General features: G+C 37.0%; 19 protein-coding genes and 1 riboswitch. Of the genes, 10 read left to right on the top strand and 9 right to left on the bottom strand.

The annotated features are described in order from the left end of the window. Positions 1-106 precede the first annotated feature (106 nt). Positions 107-1474, bottom strand: a complete 1368-nt coding sequence (ffh, locus tag ACYIAM_RS06325; RefSeq protein WP_483747659.1) for a signal recognition particle protein — start codon at positions 1472-1474, stop codon at positions 107-109. A gap of 194 nt (positions 1475-1668) precedes the next feature. Here ffh and ACYIAM_RS06320 point away from each other — a divergent pair, with 194 nt between their 5' ends. The 9 genes from ACYIAM_RS06320 to moaA all read left to right on the top strand — a co-directional run bounded on the left by ACYIAM_RS06320 (position 1669) and on the right by moaA (position 11081). Further along, complete coding sequence (locus ACYIAM_RS06320) at positions 1669-2052, top strand: RidA family protein (protein ID WP_174797529.1); 384 nt, start codon at positions 1669-1671, stop codon at positions 2050-2052. Positions 2053-2324: 272 nt separating this feature from the next. Continuing rightward, the gene (locus ACYIAM_RS06315; protein ID WP_483747658.1) at positions 2325-3518 is read left to right on the top strand and encodes an amino acid aminotransferase; all 1194 of its coding nucleotides are present in this window, start codon (positions 2325-2327) and stop codon (positions 3516-3518) included. A gap of 44 nt (positions 3519-3562) precedes the next feature. Beyond that, positions 3563-3694 (top strand): entericidin A/B family lipoprotein, encoded by a 132-nt coding sequence (locus ACYIAM_RS06310; RefSeq protein ID WP_202984995.1) that lies wholly within the window; start codon positions 3563-3565, stop codon positions 3692-3694. 56 nt (positions 3695-3750) lie between these two features. Beyond that, entirely contained in the window at positions 3751-4266 is a 516-nt protein-coding gene (locus tag ACYIAM_RS06305; RefSeq protein ID WP_483747657.1) for a hypothetical protein, read from the top strand. Next, positions 4263-4781 (top strand): DUF2569 domain-containing protein, encoded by a 519-nt coding sequence (locus tag ACYIAM_RS06300; protein ID WP_483747656.1) that lies wholly within the window; start codon positions 4263-4265, stop codon positions 4779-4781. The genes ACYIAM_RS06305 and ACYIAM_RS06300 overlap by 4 nt, the downstream gene beginning before the upstream one ends. An 18-nt stretch (positions 4782-4799) precedes the next feature. After that, positions 4800-5714, top strand: coding sequence for a UTP--glucose-1-phosphate uridylyltransferase GalU (gene galU, locus ACYIAM_RS06295; protein WP_483747655.1), 915 nt, complete (start codon positions 4800-4802; stop codon positions 5712-5714). A 450-nt stretch (positions 5715-6164) separates the two neighbouring features. Next, positions 6165-7673, top strand: a complete 1509-nt coding sequence (locus ACYIAM_RS06290; protein ID WP_483747654.1) for a hypothetical protein — start codon at positions 6165-6167, stop codon at positions 7671-7673. Positions 7674-8476: 803 nt separating this feature from the next. After that, positions 8477-9580 carry a hypothetical protein gene (locus ACYIAM_RS06285; RefSeq protein WP_483747653.1) on the top strand — a complete coding sequence of 368 codons (1104 nt, stop codon included), beginning with the start codon at positions 8477-8479 and terminating at the stop codon, positions 9578-9580. A gap of 407 nt (positions 9581-9987) precedes the next feature. After that, positions 9988-10113: riboswitch (molybdenum cofactor riboswitch) on the top strand. Beyond that, complete coding sequence (gene moaA / locus ACYIAM_RS06280) at positions 10107-11081, top strand: GTP 3',8-cyclase MoaA (protein ID WP_483747652.1); 975 nt, start codon at positions 10107-10109, stop codon at positions 11079-11081. Its footprint overlaps the riboswitch before it by 7 nt. Here moaA and gluQRS read toward each other — a convergent pair. The 3 genes from gluQRS to folK form a co-directional block, all read right to left on the bottom strand. Then, complete coding sequence (gene gluQRS / locus ACYIAM_RS06275) at positions 11061-11951, bottom strand: tRNA glutamyl-Q(34) synthetase GluQRS (protein ID WP_483747651.1); 891 nt, start codon at positions 11949-11951, stop codon at positions 11061-11063. The two genes, moaA and gluQRS, sit on opposite strands and share 21 nt — an antisense overlap. Positions 11952-11985: 34 nt before the next feature. Beyond that, positions 11986-12441: an RNA polymerase-binding protein DksA gene (gene dksA / locus ACYIAM_RS06270; RefSeq protein ID WP_065586606.1), complete on the bottom strand. Its 456-nt coding sequence runs from the start codon at positions 12439-12441 to the stop codon at positions 11986-11988. 135 nt (positions 12442-12576) lie between these two features. Next, positions 12577-13062 (bottom strand): 2-amino-4-hydroxy-6-hydroxymethyldihydropteridine diphosphokinase, encoded by a 486-nt coding sequence (gene folK, locus ACYIAM_RS06265; protein WP_483747650.1) that lies wholly within the window; start codon positions 13060-13062, stop codon positions 12577-12579. Between the two features lie 227 nt (positions 13063-13289). Here folK and ACYIAM_RS06260 point away from each other — a divergent pair, with 227 nt between their 5' ends. Then, positions 13290-14648 carry an MmgE/PrpD family protein gene (locus ACYIAM_RS06260; RefSeq protein ID WP_483747649.1) on the top strand — a complete coding sequence of 453 codons (1359 nt, stop codon included), beginning with the start codon at positions 13290-13292 and terminating at the stop codon, positions 14646-14648. Between the two features lie 41 nt (positions 14649-14689). Here ACYIAM_RS06260 and ACYIAM_RS06255 read toward each other — a convergent pair whose 3' ends face one another. Genes ACYIAM_RS06255 through purB form a run of 5 tightly spaced genes read right to left on the bottom strand, consistent with a single transcriptional unit; the run spans position 14690 to position 18783 of the window. Further along, entirely contained in the window at positions 14690-15442 is a 753-nt protein-coding gene (locus ACYIAM_RS06255; RefSeq protein ID WP_483747648.1) for an amino acid ABC transporter ATP-binding protein, read from the bottom strand. 11 nt (positions 15443-15453) lie between these two features. After that, positions 15454-16125 carry an amino acid ABC transporter permease gene (locus ACYIAM_RS06250; protein ID WP_483747647.1) on the bottom strand — a complete coding sequence of 224 codons (672 nt, stop codon included), beginning with the start codon at positions 16123-16125 and terminating at the stop codon, positions 15454-15456. Then, positions 16122-16904 (bottom strand): amino acid ABC transporter substrate-binding protein, encoded by a 783-nt coding sequence (locus ACYIAM_RS06245; RefSeq protein ID WP_483747646.1) that lies wholly within the window; start codon positions 16902-16904, stop codon positions 16122-16124. The genes ACYIAM_RS06250 and ACYIAM_RS06245 overlap by 4 nt, the downstream gene beginning before the upstream one ends. After that, complete coding sequence (locus ACYIAM_RS06240; protein WP_483747645.1) at positions 16901-17425, bottom strand: GNAT family N-acetyltransferase; 525 nt, start codon at positions 17423-17425, stop codon at positions 16901-16903. The genes ACYIAM_RS06245 and ACYIAM_RS06240 overlap by 4 nt, the downstream gene beginning before the upstream one ends. After that, complete coding sequence (gene purB, locus ACYIAM_RS06235; RefSeq protein ID WP_483747669.1) at positions 17422-18783, bottom strand: adenylosuccinate lyase; 1362 nt, start codon at positions 18781-18783, stop codon at positions 17422-17424. Before purB ends, ACYIAM_RS06240 begins: the two co-directional genes overlap by 4 nt. Positions 18784-19560: the final 777 nt, after the last annotated feature.

The following is a 19560-nucleotide window of genomic DNA, read 5'->3' as shown; positions in this document are numbered from 1 at the left end:
TTTGTCAATGGCAAGTATTATCGCGCTGTTTATAAGCGCGATATTTTTGTGAAAAAGTGGTAGTTTGCTATCACTCATTATCGTTGAAACAGGTGTTTGTAATGACTTAACGAGGCGGAAATCCCATACCGCCACCCATTAACCCTTTCATTTGACGCATCATCTTCATCATGCCGCCGCCTTTCATTTTCTTCATCATCTTTTGCATATCTTCAAACTGTTTTAAGAGTTTGTTAACATCTTGCACTTGGGTGCCAGAACCGTTTGCAATACGACGTTTGCGTGAACCTTTAATGATTTCAGGATTAGCGCGTTCTTTTAATGTCATTGAGCCAATAATAGCTTCCATTTTGATGGTGATTTTATCATCCATCTGCGCTTTGATATGATCAGGAAGTTGACCAACACCGGGTAATTTAGCTAGCAGAGCACCCATTCCGCCCATATTACGCATCTGCTTGAGTTGGTCTTGAAAGTCATTAAAATCGAACTTATCACCTTTTTTCAGTTTTTTGGCGATTTTCTCTGCTTTTTCACGATCGACATTATGCTGTAATTCTTCAATCAAAGATAGCACATCACCCATACCTAAGATGCGCGAAGCAATACGATCTGGATAAAACGGCTCTAAAGCGTCAGTTTTTTCACCCATCCCTAAGAATTTTATCGGCTTACCGGTAATATGACGAATGGATAGCGCCGCACCACCACGCGCATCACCATCAACTTTGGTTAAAATTACACCGGTAAGTGGTAAAGCATCATTGAAAGCTTTAGCCGTATTGGCTGCATCTTGCCCAGTCATGGCGTCAACCACAAATAATGTCTCAATTGGATTAATGGCTTGATGAAGCGCTTTGATTTCATCCATCATGTTGTTATCAACATGCAAACGACCCGCAGTATCGACAATAAGTACATCAAAGAATTGCAATTTTGCATGAGAAATAGCTTTATTTACAATACTGACCGGTTTTTCAGTAATATCAGATGGAAAGAACTCAACATCAATCGCTTTAGCCAGTGTTTCTAACTGTTTAATTGCAGCGGGTCGATAAACATCGGCAGACACCACGAGTACTTTCTTTTTCTGTTTTTCTTTTAGGAATTTAGCCAGTTTAGCAACGCTAGTTGTTTTACCGGCACCTTGTAACCCTGCCATTAACATAACAGCAGGTGGTTGGGTTGCCAAATTGAGCGAACTATTGACTTCACCCATTGCGCTTGTAAGTTCATCTTGAACTATTTTGATAAATTCTTGACCTGGTGTTAGGCTCTTGCTGACGTCTAATCCAACGGCTTTTTCTTTAACTTGATTAATAAATTCACGAACCACTGGCAGGGCAACATCAGCTTCGAGTAATGCCATACGCACATCGCGCAACGCATCTTTAATATTGTCTTCAGATAGTCGTCCACGACCACTAATATTGCGGAATGTTTGTGATAAACGGTCGGTTAAATTCTCGAACATATTAACTCTCGTAATAAATAAAAAATTGTAATTATCATATCAGAAAATTTCAATAAGTCCCACGATCATAATTTTGCGCCGACTTGACAGCAAATTGCGATCCTGTTGAAATGAGGACAAACAAGAAGCGAATACCTTAACCATTTTTAGTTATAAAAAAGCAGGGTAGATTATAAATAAGGAGAACATCGAGTATGGCAAAAGTAATTAGTACTGACAAAGCACCAGCCGCTATTGGACCTTATGTTCAGGCGGTCGATTTAGGTAATATGTTATTTGCCTCAGGACAAATCCCACTGGATCCCGCCACAGGTGAAATGCCAAGTTGTGTGAAAGAACAAGCCAAACAAAGTTTAGCCAATGTTAAAGCGATTATCACTGCGGCAGGTTATCAAGTCAGTAATATTGTAAAAACAACAATTTTTTTAGCTGATATGAATGATTTTGCTGCGGTAAATGCGGTATACGAAGCATTTTTTACTGAAAATAATGCCTCTTTCCCTGCTCGCTCTTGCGTGCAAGTTGCTCGAATTCCTAAAGATGCTAAAGTCGAAATTGAAGTTATTGCAGCTAAATAAATTGCTTATCTGATTAGCACCAAAAGGTGCTAATTTTTGTCAAAAAGTTTCAGGAAACCCTACGTTTTAGTATAAAAAGCGGGTTAAAACACGTTATATTTTTAGTTATCTCATCTATTACTTTTTACTATCAAAAATACAGATATTTTCTAACCAAAAATCAAATTAATTATTTATTGTTAAACTGTTATTTAATGATTGATTGCCAATAAAGTTGGTGTAATAATCTACAGATATTTATTGTTGTTTTTTGTGCCAATTGGATTGTGAACATGTTTGAAAAAGTAGAATCGTATGCAGGGGATCCCATTTTATCGTTAGTCGCTGAGTTTATGAATGATAGCCGAGATAATAAAACCAATTTAAGTATTGGTTATTATTATGATGAAAACAGCGTGGTTCCCCAATTGCAATGTATAAAAACTGCTCGTGATGATATTTATCATCTCAATCAAGGTGCACAGCTATATTTGCCAATGAGTGGTTTGCCAGCGTATTGCCAATCAATTCAGTCTCTATTATTTGGTGAAGATCATTCGGCTTATAAAGATAAACGTATCGCAACGATACAAACGTTAGGTGGTTCAGGTGCTCTTAAAATAGGAGCTGATTTTTTATTTCGCTATTTCCCAAAATCTGAAGTATGGGTCAGCAATCCAACATGGGAAAATCATATCGCTATTTTTAGCGGTGCTGGGTTTAAGGTAAACAAATATCCCTATTTTGATGAGCAAACTTGTGGCGTAAAATTTGAAGCAATGCTTGAAACATTAAATCAATTACCAGCTAAAAGTATTGTGTTACTTCATCCTTGCTGCCATAACCCAACCGGTGCTGATTTAACACATACGCAGTGGGATAAAGTGATCGAGGTGTTAAAGGCCCGTGATCTTATTCCATTTATGGATATTGCTTATCAAGGTTTTGGCGAAAGTATTGATGATGATGCCTATGCGATTCGAAAAATGGCAGATACCGGATTGTGTGGATTTGTCAGTAACTCATTTTCGAAAACATTTTCACTCTATGGTGAACGTGTTGGCGGATTATCTGTTTTATGCGATAACAGTCAAGCCGCTAGGTGCGTATTAGGGCAGTTACAAGCTACCGTTCGCCAGAATTATTCAAGTCCATCAGCTTATGGTGCGCAGTTAGTTAGTTATGTATTAAATCATCCAGAGCTTAAAGCGCAATGGTTTAAAGAAGTCGAATCAATGAGAAATCGCATTGTAACCATGCGATCAACTCTGGTTGAATTATTAAAAAAAGCTGTACCTGATCGTAATTTTGATTATTTGGTTAAACAGCGAGGCATGTTCAGTTATACCGGTTTTAATAAAGAGCAAGTTACACAATTGAAAGATAATTTTGCTGTTTATTTGGTGGGCAGCGGAAGGATGTGTGTAGCGGGTTTAAATCACCATAATATCGATCGTGTGGCAGAAGCATTTGCTACATTAAAATAAACATGTTACTAAAAGGAGTATATTTTATGTTCCATAAAGTGTTAATGTTAATATTAGGTATAGTAATGGCAACTTTAGTTGTTGGATGTAACACCGTTAAAGGTGTTGGTCAAGATGTTGAATCTGGCGGAAAGGCCATTTCACATACCGCCGAAAAAGTAAGTGATAAAATGTAACTAAGGTTATATATGTCTAGCAATATTTTCGCTTTTTAACTATTTTTAGAGTAAAAATGTTACGTATTTTGTCTATAGTTACATTGTTTTTACTTATTGGGTGCGGTTCGTTAAACTATCGAACTGCACCTTTAACGCTGGAAAATTGCCAGTATTCAAACCTATCAGGTCTTGAATTCTTATTAAAAAAACTCCCCTCAAATACACAAAATTATCAACGTGTTTATATTGCCCAAAGCCGAGAAAGCAAACATTTACCAAGTCATTATGCCGGAATAAAAGGTAAATTAACTGATCAAATTTTGGTACGAGATTATCCCAAAGAAACATTTTGGCGAACTCCAAATTTGTTCGAAAGAGCTTCTTTATATGATGATGGATACGATGACCTTTATATCAGTAAAGCTCAAAAAGAAGCGCGTGACCGTAAAGCCAAATTCGTAGTAAGACAAGCCGTATTGCAAAATTGCCAAATCGTTTATATCGCTATTGATTCTTTAGCCAAAGATAGGGATAATCCTTCACTCATCGAATCTAATGATTTATCAATCCTTAAACAGGCACAAAAATGATCAAGGGAAAAGAACTTAAAGGATTAGGCGGTTGGCTAATTTTAGTTGGTATTGAATTATTTTTTTATTTTATTTTTATTGGATATGTTATTTTTTCTAGACTAAATGTGATTAATTTTATCGGCGTGTGGACACAATTATTGGATCCCTACTCGGAAATGCAAACAATTCATTTAGGGCTATTTATTTTAGGTGACATAAGTCTAAATTGTTTATTTTTGCTTTTAAACGCTTATATTATATTTTTATATTTTACTAAAAGTTATAAATTTCCTAATTTTTTTATTATATTTAGTAGCAGTTTTATTGTTTTTAAGCTAATTCAAAGATGTTGGTATTTTTTTATCGTGTTACCATTTGAATTTAAATTTAAGTTTTCTCTTATAAAAGATATTGTTATAGCAATCATTTATACCTGTATTTGGATTGCTTATATGTTAAAGTCAGTGCGAGTCAAAAATACATTTGTTAATGATCGCCGTCGTGACGGTACCTATAGCTCCACTGTTAGTTAATTGTATTAAGGAAATAAAATGACATCAAATTTAGAAAGTTGTGCAAGTAGAAAAGTCAAAAAAGCGGTTATCCCTGTTGCCGGTTTGGGGACGCGCATGTTACCTGCAACTAAAGCAATTCCCAAAGAGATGCTTCCGGTTGTTGACAAACCACTTATTCAATATGTGGTTAAAGAGTGTATTGCAGCTGGCATAACAGAGATTATTTTTGTAACCCACTCATCAAAAAACTCAATAGAAAACCATTTTGACACCAGTTTTGAATTAGAAGCCATGTTAGAGGCACGTGTTAAACGTCAGTTATTGCAAGAAGTACAAGGTATTTTACCTAAACATGTTACAATAACCAGTGTTCGCCAAGGTTTGGCTAAAGGGCTTGGTCATGCGGTGTTATGCGCATATCCTTTAGTTGGTGATGAACCCTTTGCTGTGGTTTTACCTGATGTGATTATTGATGAATACGAAAGTGACCTTACCAGCGATAATTTAGCGGCAATGATCAACAATTATCACCAAACCAAACATAGCCAAATTATGGTAGAGCCAGTGCCAAAAGAATTAGTTTCATCTTATGGTATTGTTGATTGCCGTGGTGAAACGCTATCTGCAGGTAATGTAGCACAAATGTATAGCGTTGTTGAAAAGCCATCAATTGACGAAGCCCCATCAAATCAATCAGTTGTTGGTCGTTATGTATTATCTGAAAAAATCTGGCCTTTACTTGCTAAAACACCATTAGGCGCTGGCGGTGAAATTCAATTGACCGACGCAATTGCCATGCTACTTGAAGAAGATAGTGTTGATGCTTATTGTATCAAGGGTCGTAGCCACGACTGTGGTAATAAACTCGGTTATGTACAAACTTTTGTACAATATGCAATGCGCCACAAAAGTTTAGGTAAAGATGTTAAAGCTTGGTTAAAGACGCTTTAGTTTTAAAAAAATCATAATAATAAAAAGGACGCGGTTTGCGTCCTTTTTATTATTATGATTTTCATTCTATTTGTCTATCATGTAAATTCCCATCATTAGTCCCCTCCCAGAAAGTTTTGTTTTATATTCAATTAACCTTAGGTTATGTGATGCTTGATAACGTATTTTAGCAGTATAAATGGTTAACCTTTTTTTCGATTACTTCTTTTGCTTGTTCCCAATTATTAAAAAATATAAATCGACTCGATATAGGTTTACTGACTAATTTTTGTTATTACATATGAATTTTTGTACATTATATAAATGTATTTGTAAAACTTGCAGACAAAAGGGTAGCTAAATTTTTTTTTAACGTTATACTTCTGCCCTTACAATTAATTACCCCCAATTTATGGGAAAATGACTATAAAAAAATGATTTATCAAGAAAAAACTTGATGTATAGGATGTTATGCAGTACAATTCTTTTTATCAAATGTGGCAACATTATGCTTTAACTATTTCTAAATACTCTTCAGGCATTATTTGTACCCCCAACTCACTTAATAGATACACACAAGATTGTCGTAAATACTTGTTAATAGTTAACAAGTGGCTATGCTTTACCCTAAAGCAACGATTACTATTAACTAAACGCTCACTATCTTGTTTATCTACCTTGTCATTGCTATTGTCGTATTCATTAAATACACAGGCGTTATCGGCTGTTACAACAAATATAATTCAAGGTTCAGCACCTTATTTAACGTTTGATGGCGGTAAAACTAAAGCCACTACGACCGAAGATCTGTTAAGTATTACGTTATCTGATGGCACAACAATTACGCCTGCAAATAATACTTCAACTGCGAAAAAACCGATAGTCTTACCCAATGCAGAAGAAACTTTAGCTAATGTTGGCATGTTTGTACCAGCATCAAAAGACTCAATAGAATTAAAAGAACTAATTAATTCCTCCTATAACTTCTGGGGTGATGATGATGGTGATGGACAGGGAGAAAATGGTGTAACTGCAACTGGTAGCTTAAGCATTAGCTTCACAGATAGATATAACCAAAAAGTTAGTCGCAGTCATGTCTTAGATATTTGCGGAGCACCTTATAAAGTGGTGTTAAGTAGTACTGGTGGCATGTTAAAGACACAGTATGGCGTGCCTAATAGCAGCACTTTCGGCAAAAGTTCAGTAAGTTACTTTATCACTCCAGTCTTAACTCCTAAAGTTTGCTACATTAAAGCGGGCGATCTAAGGTTAGACGTAAATCAGTTCGCAGGTCCAGCCGGTATGTGGAATCCAGATAAAGGCTTTATCGCATCTGGTAACTTCCCGACCACGGGTATTAATGGTATATTCTTTGATTTATACATAGAAGGTAGTGGTCCACTGACTTGGCCAACTATCACTCAGGCAGGTATAACCGCCAAAATGCGACCCAATTCGGCAGGTAGCAGTGTGCGAATCACACTAACCGGTCCAAAGGTGAACGGAAATCGAAACGCAATTAGCAAACCAGACTTACCTCAGAAATTTGAATTAGTCGGTTACGATAGCAGTGGCAAATCAGTGATTAAATATGGATTTGAATTACAAAAGTGGTTTGTCAATCGCGGAGATAGATTTAATTTATTCTCATCACATGAAAACTGGTGTAAGACATTAGGTTATAGGGTTATGCAGGTGAAAGATGTCACCAATGCAAACTGTACAGGTTTACACAGCAGTTGCCAAGGCGCTAAACCATCATCGGCTAGAAACCATTACCATCGACGAATTGGTGGTGGCTTGCTTAGCGAGTGGGGTTACATGACAGAATACATGGATTTAGTAGGTTTACCTTCTGATAATGCATATTGGACAAGCGATGTAGTAGAGGGTAAAAAGCTTGTTGTTACCGCGGTTGGAGGTCAGGTTAAAACTAGAAATTCTAACGAAACTGCGTACGGAATGTGTGTCTATCCTTAAATTTTTAGCACTTAATCCTTGAACTACAGATGGAATAATATGTATTTAATTTACGTTAAGTAATTAAAGACAAATTGCCCCAGCTTGGGGGCAACCAATCAGTTTATATTAACGGATAATGCGCTTTTGCTGCTCAATAGCAATAAAAGCCTATCCATTTAACATAAAAAATAAAGCTAAAAGCATCTAAAAACCACCGCAATAATAAAAAACACTCAAAAAATGATTGAGTTACTTAAAATTATCGTAATAATCTCAATCAGATATCTCCGTGTTTTTATAGAAAAATACGCTATTTTTATAGCTTCAAAAAGTCAATATAACCATTAATCCCGCCGACTCCTCGGTGAGGTTAAGCACGCCACATAAGGAAATTTGGCGTGCTTATGTTTTGTCAAGAACAAATTTGAACATTTGAGCAAAGCGAAGATGCGAGTATCAGGATGATAAGATTAAATATAAGTAGGCCTCATTCTGTAGCCAAGCGCGAGATTACTAAGGGGATTTGCTGATCCTCCATAGCTTGGACATTGTCAATGTTGCTATTTATTCCCCCAAAAAGCTAAAATGCCAAAAATCTAACTACATATTTTAATTAAATAAATCTACCCTCTAGAAATTCACTTCAACCGAGAGTTGAATTTAAGCACCATTAACAAAACTTTACAGAAACTTAAAAAAACTAGCCAAGAGTCCTTTAAACGGTTATAATTTCGCCGGTTTTAAGGGAGTAGCTTATTTAATGAATAGATGAACAGAAAAAAACGAAGTAAAATATAAATTTATTTGGCAGGTGAATCGTAATGCACTACTATATTAGGCATCAGTCGCCAAGCACTAGGCACTGGCAAACCTATGTTTTAAATTTACCCAATAATCCCATTAGACGAGTTTTTACACGAACCTTGTTTATATCTTCAAAGTTATCACTTAAATTATTATCGAAATTATCTCGAAAAGTCTCGCTGGCGTTGGTGCTGTTATTATTGTCGTATTCATGGAGTTTGCAGGCATTACCCGCTAATAATAGGCGAGCGGGTAATCGTAGTGATGCCATAATACTGCCACCGTCGCCATTAGAAGTTATCAAATTCGTAAGACCAGTTATTAAATATGGTGCAGATGGGTACGCCGGTCCTGCTGACATATGGAATCCCCATTATGGATTCCTAGTTCAATCAACCAATCCCGCATCATACGGGCTTAATTTCCCAACTACGGGCGCTGATGGATTATATTTTGATTTAATCATAATGGGAGAGGCAAGAGACTTAAGATGGGAATCGCCAATTAGAAGGGGGGGGATCACAGTTACCGTGGCGAGAAGACCAATATTTAATAGCGATGGAGATGCCGAATATCGCGTTACGCTAAACGGTCAACATGCAAGAGCTCATATAAACAATCCTCATCCCCGTAGCATAGTCCATGAAATAGAGTTGCCGCAGACCTTTGAGTTAGTGGGTAAAAATAGCAGTGGCGAGGAGATCGTAAGATATGGATTTGTGTTACAGAAGTGGTATGTCAACCGTGGACGTAAATTCGATATTTTTCAAAATCAATTATCTTGGTGTAGTAGTTTGGGTTATCGTATGGTACAGGTTAAGGACCTGACTAATTCAGCCTGTCGTGGTTCTGGCTCAGGTCCCCATTGCAGAGGGGCTATTAGTGCCACACCACACTCAACTGGTAATCATTACCAGCGTCGAATAGGCGCTGGTTTCTCCGCGGAGTGGGGAGATACGGGGATTTACACCCGCGCGGGCTTTGAGAACCACTTCTACTGGACAAGTGACACTGCTGGAGCTGACTACCAGTTCACTGTGTTCATGGGCGGCGGTTATATTGGTAACCATAGTTCTTTGCCGAATAATACTAATTACTATGGACTTTGTACCACTCCTTAGTATTTGATGCTTAGTTCTTAATCCTTAGAATGTGCTTGAGCTTATGATGCAAATAAAGGACAATCCATCCAAGCATCAAGAACCAAGCCCCCCGCGTGTTAGGCGGGGTATTGAGGAGACAGAGCGTACGAGTTTCCGCTTTTGCAAATAGATAGCAAAAAGCTTTTTCCTAAAATGAAAAACAAAATCTACCAATAACAAAATGAAAAACCATCCAATAAGCGTTTGAAGTTAATCCAAACATTAAAAAATAAATAAAATCGAAACTTTAAATGATCTATTTTTATAGGGGGATCTGTTGTTTTGACGGTGTTATTTTAGGAAAGCGTTACCGTTTTTAAGTGTTCAATAAATAGATACTTTATAAAAATCAATTTGCTCATAGTCAAAAAATATAGCCTATGCTAGACTGAATCAAACTCTGAAGCTCTTTTGCCTAAGTGATATTTCAATTCATATGGTGGATTAGCCGCGGTATAGCACAGAAATGGCTATGCTTCCCGATTTGGATAAGGTGTTTAAATATATGCAATTAGTTGATAATTATCAGCGTCGATTTCAATATCTGCGTTTGTCGATTACCGAGCTGTGTAATTTTCAGTGTCAGTACTGTTTACCCAATGGTTATCGACCCAACAAGGCTCATAAATTTTTGTCGCTCAGTGAGATTAATAATGTTGTTGCAACATTTACTGAACTTGGTGTGCGTAAAATTCGGTTAACAGGTGGCGAGCCCACTTTGCGTCGTGATTTTATGGATATTTTGTCGATGATCTCTGCTTACCCAAGTGTAAAAGAACTCGCCATTACAACCAATGGTTCTCGTTTATTAAAAAATATTCATAATTGGCATCAAGCCGGTTTGAATGCGATCAATATTAGTATTGATAGTCTGTCTCCGCATTTATTTAAATTAATTACCGGTCAAGATAAGCTTACAGAACTAATACAATGTGTGGACAGATCATTAGAAGTGGGTATAAAAAAAGTCAAAATTAATACCGTTTTGATGAAAAACAGGAATGATAATTTAGATGATTATTTGTCATGGATTAAATGTCGCCCAGTAGAGTTACGTTTTATTGAGCTGATGGAAACGGGCGAAAGCCTTGATGTGTTTAATCGCTATCACCAGTCCGGTAGTTTGATTGAAACACAGCTAATTGCACAGGGTTGGCAATTGCAATCTAAAAATCCGCTATCAGGCCCAGCTAAAGTTTATGTCCATGGCGACTATCAAGGTAAAATTGGGCTGATTATGCCGTATTCAACAGATTTTTGTAAAAACTGTAATCGATTACGTGTATCATCAATAGGTAAGTTGCATTATTGTTTGTTTGGTGATGCAGCCGTTGATTTGCGTGATTTGCTCCAAAGTCCAGCGCAAAAGCAACAATTAATCGCAAGAATCTTTTCTTCGCTAATGATCAAACCAGAAAAACATCTGTTACATGCTCATAATGTCGGTATTACGCCTAATTTATCCTGTATTGGTGGATAATTGGATATTTTGTTTTGGTACATTTATCAGTTGCCAATGCTGTATTGCCCAATCTAAAAGTTGCTGTTGTGTGGCATCTTGCCAATCTTTTGGCACACATTGCCCTAAAAATTGCAGAGCTTGAACGGTTAATGCTTTAAGATTGTTTAAATCAATCGGGTTGGCATGGTTTTGTTTTGATAGTTTATTGCCGTTGTTATCGAGTACTAGCGGTAAATGGCAGTAGCTTGGCACAGGAAAGCCGAACAGTTGATACAGTGAGATTTGTTTAGCGGTGACCGGTAATAAATCTGCTCCACGCACAATTTCAGTAATGCCTTGCTGATGATCATCTAATACCACCACTAAATTATAGGCAAATAAGCCATCTTTACGATGAATAATAAAATCTTCTTGTGCGCTAGCTTTTTCAACGGTTTGTAGGCCACGAATTTGATCTGTAAATTGAAAAATAGGGTGATTTTGTTTTAAACGAATGGCAAATTGCTGTTTATTCTTAATAGATAAATGCCGTTCACGACAAAAACCATCATAAATACCATGGGTCAGACTTTGAATTCGCTGTCTAGTACAATCACAATAATAGGCTTGTTGATTATCGATTAGCGTTTGTAAAATAGCTTGGTAACGTTCACTGCACGATGATTGGTATAAAACCGCATCATCCCAATATAAATTTAGTGCTTCAAGAGTTTTTAATATCAGTGATGATGCCCCTTTGACTTCTCGTGGTGGGTCGATATCTTCAATACGAACCAGCCATTTACCGAGGCAAGATTTAGCTTGGAGATAACTTCCCAGCGCCGTTACCAATGAACCAAAATGTAATGGTCCTGATGGTGAAGGGGCAAAACGACCGATGTAATGCATAGGTCTAATTTGAGAATGATAGATGAAACAGGCGTTACATGCCCATCTGTTTTTCGCGAAGTTCCGCAAGCGTTTTACAATCGATACATAAATCTGCTGTTGGTCTTGCTTCTAAGCGACGAATGCCAATTTCAACGCCACAAGATTCACAATAACCAAAGTCGTCTGATTCAATTTTCTTTAATGTTTTTTCAATTTTTTTAATCAGTCTTCTTTCTCTATCTCGAGCGCGTAATTCAAGGCTGAATTCTTCTTCTTGCGTTGCTCGGTCAGCTGGATCTGGAAAGTTCGCAGCTTCATCTTGCATGTGGGTAACTGTTTTACCCATTTCACCTTGTAGTTGAGCAAGCCAAGCTTCTAAAATAAGTTTAAAATGTTTTAATTGCTTAGGGTTCATGTACTCCTCGCCTTGTGCCTCTTTATAAGGCTCAAGCCCAGCAATTGAAAGCAGGCTAAGAGAAGATGTATTTACTTTTTGTTCCTTTTTCACAGCAATCCCCTTAAGTACAGATTATTTGAAAGCGCTAAACTATAGCAATAATTCAGCCATTGGCAAATTTTTTTTATCATTTTTTTTTACTTTAAATAAAAAAATAATGTAACCAATTGTTATTGATAAAATTAATTAAATATTCCACATTTTTAAATCATTTTTTGGGCATTTGGCAACTAAATCTTTTAACTTATCGTTGTCAGGTAAAATTAGGTTAGGAGCAATATCAAATAAAGGATAGAGCACAAACTCTCTATTTTTCATATGATAATGAGGGATTGTTAGCCTTTCACTCTGCATGACTAAATCATCATACAATAAAATATCGAGATCTAAGGTTCTTGCTCCCCAACGGTTGTCTTTGCGTACCCGTCCTTGCGCTTTTTCAATGGTTTGCAGTTCATCCAGCAGGGCGATTGGCGATAGGCTTGTCGTCAGTTTAATGACGGCATTAAGATAATCATTTTGATCTTGTGGACCAAGTGGTTTGCTGCGATAAAAAGGGGAAATATCCATAACCGTCGTGTTAGGTAGCTGCTTTAATGCTGCAATTGCACGATTGGCTTGTGCCAATGGATCTTCAAGGTTACTGCCTAAGGCGATATAACAAGTTGACATAATGAGATGTTAAATTTTTGATTTGATTGTTTTTGTTGAAACCATTTTAACATATAAAATAATCGCTCCAAATGATTATATTAATGACTGACGCATTATGATTCTGGGTTATTAGAATATAACTACATAGTCTTTAACTTATAGCTGATGATAGGTTATTTTAGTTGTCTCGAAGTAAACTAATTTCCCTAATCGCTTATCGTATTTGCTTAGTTTGAGAGTTTTGCATGAATTTAGGTCAACAGTTAAGTTTTTTAATCCAAAATACGCCAATAATCAGTGACCCTCAAGTTATTGATTGTGCTATCAATGGGGTAACGGATTATTTTGCTTGCGCTTTACAAGCTTGCCATGAAGATGATGTTTATAAATTGCTAGCATGGATAGCGGATGAAGGTGGAAATGCGAGAGCTTGGTTAATTGGCCAAAAAAAGTTGGCTAGCGCAAGGCAAGCAGCACTTTTTAATGGCTTTCAAGCGCATTGTTTAGATTATGATGATGTACATTCAGATGTTCGAGGTCACCCATCTGCCGTTATTTTATCCGCACTCATTGCAAGTGTTCGATTAGATAATACTGAACAAAAGATTGATGGTAGGCGTTTTTTAACGGCTTATGTGATTGGTATTGAAGTGATGGCTTTATTGGGGCAAAGTGTCAATCCACAGCATTATGAAAAAGGTTGGCATACAACTATTACTTTGGGTGGGATTGCTGCGACTGCGGCTATTTGTTATCTCTATGATGAACCTTTTTTATCACAAGCATTAACGTTAGCTGCGACTCAAGCATCGGGAATGCGTTTATTAATGGGTACGCCGATTAAGTTTTTGCATGCTGGGATCGCAGCCGAGCATGCCATACAAGCGGTTGAATGGTTAAGAGCGGGTATACATGCCGATCAGGATTTTTTAGATGATAAATTAGGTTTTTTGGCTATTTATGGGCAAGGTAATACGCGTTTTGATTTAAGTCATTGGGGCAAAACTTGGAAGATTGTAGATCCCGGATTATGGTTTAAAAATTATTCTTATTGTTCGGCTGCAGCTTATATTGCTGATGCGGGGCAATTGCTTTATCGGAATGCTAACTTTAGTGTTGATAAGATTGAGAGTATTACTATCTTTTTTTCTCCACCACAAAGTGATGCTGCTTTAATTTATCAAATGCCTTTGCTTGCTGAACAAGGGCGTTTTTCAGCTGAGTATGTTTTAGCATTAACCCTTTTAGGATTGCCACTTAGTTTTGAACAGTTTTCAGCAAAGCCTATTGCAAATGGCATAAAACAATTGATGCAGAAGATGAAACGCAGTTATCAAATACAACTTATACCCCATCCACAGGCGTACAATAAACGTTATGTTGTTGTTGAAATTATTAATCGCACCGGCGAAAAGTTGATTCAACGAATTGATATTCCAAAAGGTTCGCCAAAAAATCCATACAGTCAGCGCGAATTATCATTGAAGATGGTCAAAGCCGTAGGTGACCAAAAGACAGCGGATAATTTATTGAAAGATATTCGTGCGCTTGCAATCGGTTTAGATTTGTATACATTTTTATTGTCACATCTTTTTACGCTTTAACGATTAAAAACTAATGTTGTGGTTAAGTCAGTTTTTAATCGTTAAATTTCAAAATCAATTTCATCGGTCAATTGGCGCAAAAAACGTTGTGTTATTTCATTTTGTGGATTATCAATTATTGATTTTGCAGGTCCTTCTTCAACAATTACGCCATCTGCCATAAAGATAACTCGGTCTGCAACATACTTAGCAAACTCCATTTCGTGGGTCACGATAATCATTGTGATATGTTCTTTGGCTAGCTGTAGCATCACTTGTAATACTTCGTGTACACGCTCGGGATCGAGTGCGGATGTTGGTTCATCAAATAATAATACTTTGGGTCTGACCGCAAGTGCTCTTGCGATAGCAACACGCTGTTGCTGACCACCAGATAAGGTGATGGGATATTGTGTAGCATAGGGTAACATACCAACGCGTTCTAATAATGATAAGCCAAGTTGTTCGGCCTCTTTTTTATCTTTCTTTTGTCCAACAATTAATGGATAGGTAATATTTTCTAATGCGGTTTTATTTTTAAATAAATTGTAGTGTTGAAAGACCATTGCAGATTGCTTGCGTAAATGGATTTCTTCTTTATTACTATAATGTTTAGCATCTAGCATTGCTGTGCCAATTTGAATGGTACCGTTGTTCGGTTTTTCTAATAAATTTAAGCAACGTAATAAAGTCGATTTACCTGATCCCGAAGGTCCAATAATTGCAACCACCTCGCCTTGTTTGATGTTTAGGTTGATCTCTTTTAACACTTCATTATTAGCAAAGCGTTTAGATAAATGTGATACCGTAATCATAACACTTCTCCTTAACGATGATAGGGGGCAGTGAGTTTCTGTTCTAACTGTTTTTGTATCCAAGAATAGATAACAACAGTCAACCAGTAAACAATGCCTACAGCTAAATAGGTTTCAAAGTAGAGGAATGAGTTAGCGGTTAACATTTTTCCGGCTGCTAATAGTTCTTGCACGCCAACAAAAAAGGCGACAGACGAATCTTTAAGTAATGAGATAAACATATTACCGGTGTTGGGTAAGGCATTCACCATGGCTTGAGGCAGTATAATACCGCGATAAACTTGTATTTTACTTAACCCCACTGTTAGTCCCGCTTCTTTCTGCCCGTGATCAACCGACTCTAAACTTGCTCGGAAAATTTCGGCTAAATAGGATGAATATTTTAAACTAAAGCAGATAATGGCTGCCGTTGTTGCGCCCATTTGTTTTAAAACAGGAAAAATCTGCGGTAACCCATAATAAATAATAAACAGTAAAACAACGGATGGTATTCCTCGAAATAGTGAAATAAACAGTGCAAAAATCGAATCGATAATGATTATTTTATTGCTACGCAGTAATGCAATTGCCAGCCCTAATATAATGGCAAACATAATCGATATGATGGTAATAAAAAGGGTAACCGGCAGATAAGGCAATATCTGCGGAAACACATTTAAAAAATAGTTTACATTAAAATTCATAAGGTAATATCTTCGCCAAAATATTTAATTGCCAAATTTTTCAATGTGCCATTAGTGCGTAACTTTTCGAGGGCTTGATTGAATTTTTCACGCAGTGCTTGACCTTTTTCATCTTTACTAAATGGAAATGCGACTTGCTCAATAGTAATGGGTTCACCAACTAATTTGAACGGTAGATTTTTACGCTTAATTTCAGCTAGTAATATCGGTTTTGAATTGACATAGCCATCAACTCGTTGATACTCCGTGTCATACATTGCTCCATCTCGTGTTTCATAGGTCTTGATAGTGATTTCATTGTTAGGAAAGGCTTTTTTTAGATTGTTTATATGATTTGAGCCTAGCACACCAGCAATGGTTTTGCCTTTAAAATCAGATAATTGATTGATATCATTGTTATCTTTGTGAGTTACAATTTGGCTACCATAAAAGCTATAGGTGTTGGAAAAATCATATTTGGCTTGACGAGCAGGTGTAATTGCAACCGCATTGGCAATAGTATCTAACCGCCCAGAATCAAATTGTCCCATCAATCCACCAAATTCCGCAATGACCCATTCGACTTTATAGCCTAATTCTTTGGCAATCGCTTCGGTAACCTCAACATCAAATCCGACTAAATTGCCATCTTGTTTATAACCGTTTGGGTAGCTTTGTCCTGTAGAACCTACTTTAATAATATTTTGATCTGTGACTTGATGGTTGGATTGATTATCACAACCCATTAAGGTTAGGCTAGTTAATAATAGAGCGGATAGTAACGAGGTTATTTTTTTCATTGTTTATTACTCCTTTTTTTCCATTCGGTGTAGCTTTTATGATTTAAGATTTTTTCAAAATAGAGCGTGGTATGATCAGGCGTTAAATCTGCTTTCCCTATTTTTTTATAGCCTTTATTTATATATATTTGGGCAAGCCATGGATGATTTGCTGCAGTGCCTAGCGTGACGGCAGGTAACTTTAGTTGGTTAATTAAAATTTGCTGTTCAACAAAATCCCATAATGCATTACCATAGCCTTGACCTTTATAACGTGGATCGGTTGCAAACCAACCTAAATGGGGTAACCCATAAGGTCCTGGGTTATTGCCCCACGGAAAGCGAATGCTTAAGGTTGATAGTAGCTCATCTTCTTGTTCAAATAGATACACGGCATTCGATGCAATATGCTCAGCAATCTGCGGTTGCGTGACTGTCGCTGCGGCAAAATGAATGCCTAATTGAGTTGTGGCTTGATAAGCTCTATGCAGCAGTGTCTGATAAGCTGGAATATCTTTATCAGTCATTAAGCGAAAGCTCATGCTAATACTCCACACTGTTGAGCATATTGAATGACTTGTGCGACTTTTTCAGGAGCAGAGCCAAGATAGTTAATTGGATCTAACCAAGTATCAATTTCCGATTCGGTCAATGTTTGGTTCAAGCTTGGATCTTCTAATAATATCTCTTTAAATGGTCGATTTTGTTCAAACGCTTTCATAGCGCTTTGATAAACCAGCTGATGAGCAGTTTGTTTGCCTAATCGCTTACCAATTTCGAACATCACTTTTTCTGATAACAACAAGCCATTTTGCAGTGATAAATTGGCCAACATCTGATCAGCATTGACTTTAAGACCTTTAAGCACGGCAAGGGCTGTTTGCAGTTGCGCTGAAATGTAAAGGTTAATTTCGGGTAGTGCGATCCATTCGGCACGCCAGCTCATGGCATCGCGTTCATGTTCAACTTTCATTGATTCATGAATTAACGCGACGCTTTTTAAAAGTGGAGCTGTCAAACTGGCTAGACCTTCTAATGCTGCTGGATTGCGTTTATGTGGCATGGTGGTTGAGCCAATTTTTCCTGTCGAGAAAGGTTCTTCGACTTCGTTAATCTCAGTACGCATCAAGTTATAAAATTCATTACCTATTTTGCCTAATGTACCACTGATTAGCGCGATGACTGATGCATATTCAGAAAAACGGTCACGAGCTGCTTGCCAACCGATATTAGGGGTATTTAGTCCGAGTAACGTTAATGCTCGCGATTCTACTTGTGGTCCTAGCTTGCCCATTGATGCATAAGTACAAATTGCGCCACTAATATTACCGACTAATACCCGTTGTTTGATTTCACTTAAACGTTGTAAGTGCCGAATAAATTCATCTAACCATACCGCAAGTTTAAAACCAAAGGTTGTAGGGAGTGCTTGCATGCCATGTGTACGGCCAACCATGGGTAAATATTGATACTGTTTGGCCAAACGTTTTAGCTCAAGTGCCACTAGTTTACTATCGCGTTCAATGACTATAAATGATTGTTTTAATTGTAAAACAGTTGCGGTATCGACAATATCTTGTGTGGTTGCTCCGTAATGAATATATTGACCAGCATCACCGACTTGTTTTTGTAGTGCGTTAATGGTCGACATTAATGAGTGTTTGGCTTTAGCTGCTTCTTCGGCAATGTGTTCAATTGATAGTTTAGATGCATCGGCTTTGGCTATGATTGCATTGGCTGCTTCGGTTGGAATAACGCCTAGCTCGCCTTCCGCTTTAGCTAAAGCGACTTCGACGTCTACTTGTTTTTGCAAGCGATTTTGCTCTGACCAAATCGCTCTCATTTCGCTTGTACCAAAGTTATTGCCTAAAATTAAAAAATCTAAAATATGTGACGCCACCAAACTATCCTCAATCATGGTTATTTTCCTGTTAAATAATTATTAGTAATTATTGAGAGATCGTCTAATAATCTGTTTGTCTATGGATATAACTAATTGGAATAAAAGATTAATGGAAATGGGCATTTTGGTGATTTGAGTGATAATCAGGATACTTTTTGAGTCGTAAGGATGGGGTGCGCTAAACAACTTTATCTTTTTGTAAAACACTATAAAACAATTGATTTTGTTTTTTTGTTTTGTTCGCTTCATATTGTTAGCTATCGTTATTAATAATAGTTAAAAATAAAAGTAAAAAATTAGGATAAGCTAAGAAAAAATAACCAAAATAAAAACTTTTATTTTCTGTTTTTTGAATCGCTAATTATTTGCCAATTATGCTACATCGCCATTAAGGTACGTATCACGCTCGCGACTTACCCATTTATTTTAGGGCTGGCAACTTTGGTGAATTGTTAATTGAGACGATGGCGATCACTCGTTTTTATAAATTGAGATGCTGAAAATTCTCTGTTCATCACGAAACGGTATAGAATCCTGAATATTTTTTACAAAAAATATAGCCTAAAACGTGAATAGCTTTATGAATACCGCATAGCGAGCACACAACTTACCTAGAAAATGACGCTAACCATTTTCGTGTTTTATATTTAATGGTAGTTATGTTATTTAATGCTTAATCAGGTTTTTCGGTACGATAAATGGGACTGACCTTAAAGCGGTTAGTTAAATTGGTGACGGTGATTTTTCTTTATAATGTAGGCGTCATACTGTTTA

This window comes from Gilliamella sp. X-60 (assembly GCF_057063585.1).
Note: the sequence above shows the minus strand (reverse complement) of the source record. Positions and strands in the feature narration are given on the sequence as shown.

What these genes read in the sequence shown, in the direction of transcription:
- ffh (WP_483747659.1), bottom strand. Translation starts at nt 1,474, where the DNA reads ATGTTCGAGAATTTAACCGACCGTTTATCACAAACATTCCGCAATATT.
- folK (WP_483747650.1), bottom strand. Translation starts at nt 13,062, where the DNA reads ATGTCAACTTGTTATATCGCCTTAGGCAGTAACCTTGAAGATCCATTG.
- ACYIAM_RS06245 (WP_483747646.1), bottom strand. Translation starts at nt 16,904, where the DNA reads ATGAAAAAAATAACCTCGTTACTATCCGCTCTATTATTAACTAGCCTA.
- ACYIAM_RS06255 (WP_483747648.1), bottom strand. Translation starts at nt 15,442, where the DNA reads ATGATTACGGTATCACATTTATCTAAACGCTTTGCTAATAATGAAGTG.
- gluQRS (WP_483747651.1), bottom strand. Translation starts at nt 11,951, where the DNA reads ATGCATTACATCGGTCGTTTTGCCCCTTCACCATCAGGACCATTACAT.
- ACYIAM_RS06305 (WP_483747657.1), top strand. Translation starts at nt 3,751, where the DNA reads ATGTTACGTATTTTGTCTATAGTTACATTGTTTTTACTTATTGGGTGC.
- ACYIAM_RS06320 (WP_174797529.1), top strand. Translation starts at nt 1,669, where the DNA reads ATGGCAAAAGTAATTAGTACTGACAAAGCACCAGCCGCTATTGGACCT.
- ACYIAM_RS06315 (WP_483747658.1), top strand. Translation starts at nt 2,325, where the DNA reads ATGTTTGAAAAAGTAGAATCGTATGCAGGGGATCCCATTTTATCGTTA.
- ACYIAM_RS06260 (WP_483747649.1), top strand. Translation starts at nt 13,290, where the DNA reads ATGAATTTAGGTCAACAGTTAAGTTTTTTAATCCAAAATACGCCAATA.
- ACYIAM_RS06250 (WP_483747647.1), bottom strand. Translation starts at nt 16,125, where the DNA reads ATGAATTTTAATGTAAACTATTTTTTAAATGTGTTTCCGCAGATATTG.
- ACYIAM_RS06290 (WP_483747654.1), top strand. Translation starts at nt 6,165, where the DNA reads ATGCAGTACAATTCTTTTTATCAAATGTGGCAACATTATGCTTTAACT.
- ACYIAM_RS06300 (WP_483747656.1), top strand. Translation starts at nt 4,263, where the DNA reads ATGATCAAGGGAAAAGAACTTAAAGGATTAGGCGGTTGGCTAATTTTA.
- ACYIAM_RS06240 (WP_483747645.1), bottom strand. Translation starts at nt 17,425, where the DNA reads ATGAGCTTTCGCTTAATGACTGATAAAGATATTCCAGCTTATCAGACA.
- galU (WP_483747655.1), top strand. Translation starts at nt 4,800, where the DNA reads ATGACATCAAATTTAGAAAGTTGTGCAAGTAGAAAAGTCAAAAAAGCG.
- moaA (WP_483747652.1), top strand. Translation starts at nt 10,107, where the DNA reads ATGCAATTAGTTGATAATTATCAGCGTCGATTTCAATATCTGCGTTTG.
- ACYIAM_RS06285 (WP_483747653.1), top strand. Translation starts at nt 8,477, where the DNA reads ATGCACTACTATATTAGGCATCAGTCGCCAAGCACTAGGCACTGGCAA.
- ACYIAM_RS06310 (WP_202984995.1), top strand. Translation starts at nt 3,563, where the DNA reads ATGTTAATATTAGGTATAGTAATGGCAACTTTAGTTGTTGGATGTAAC.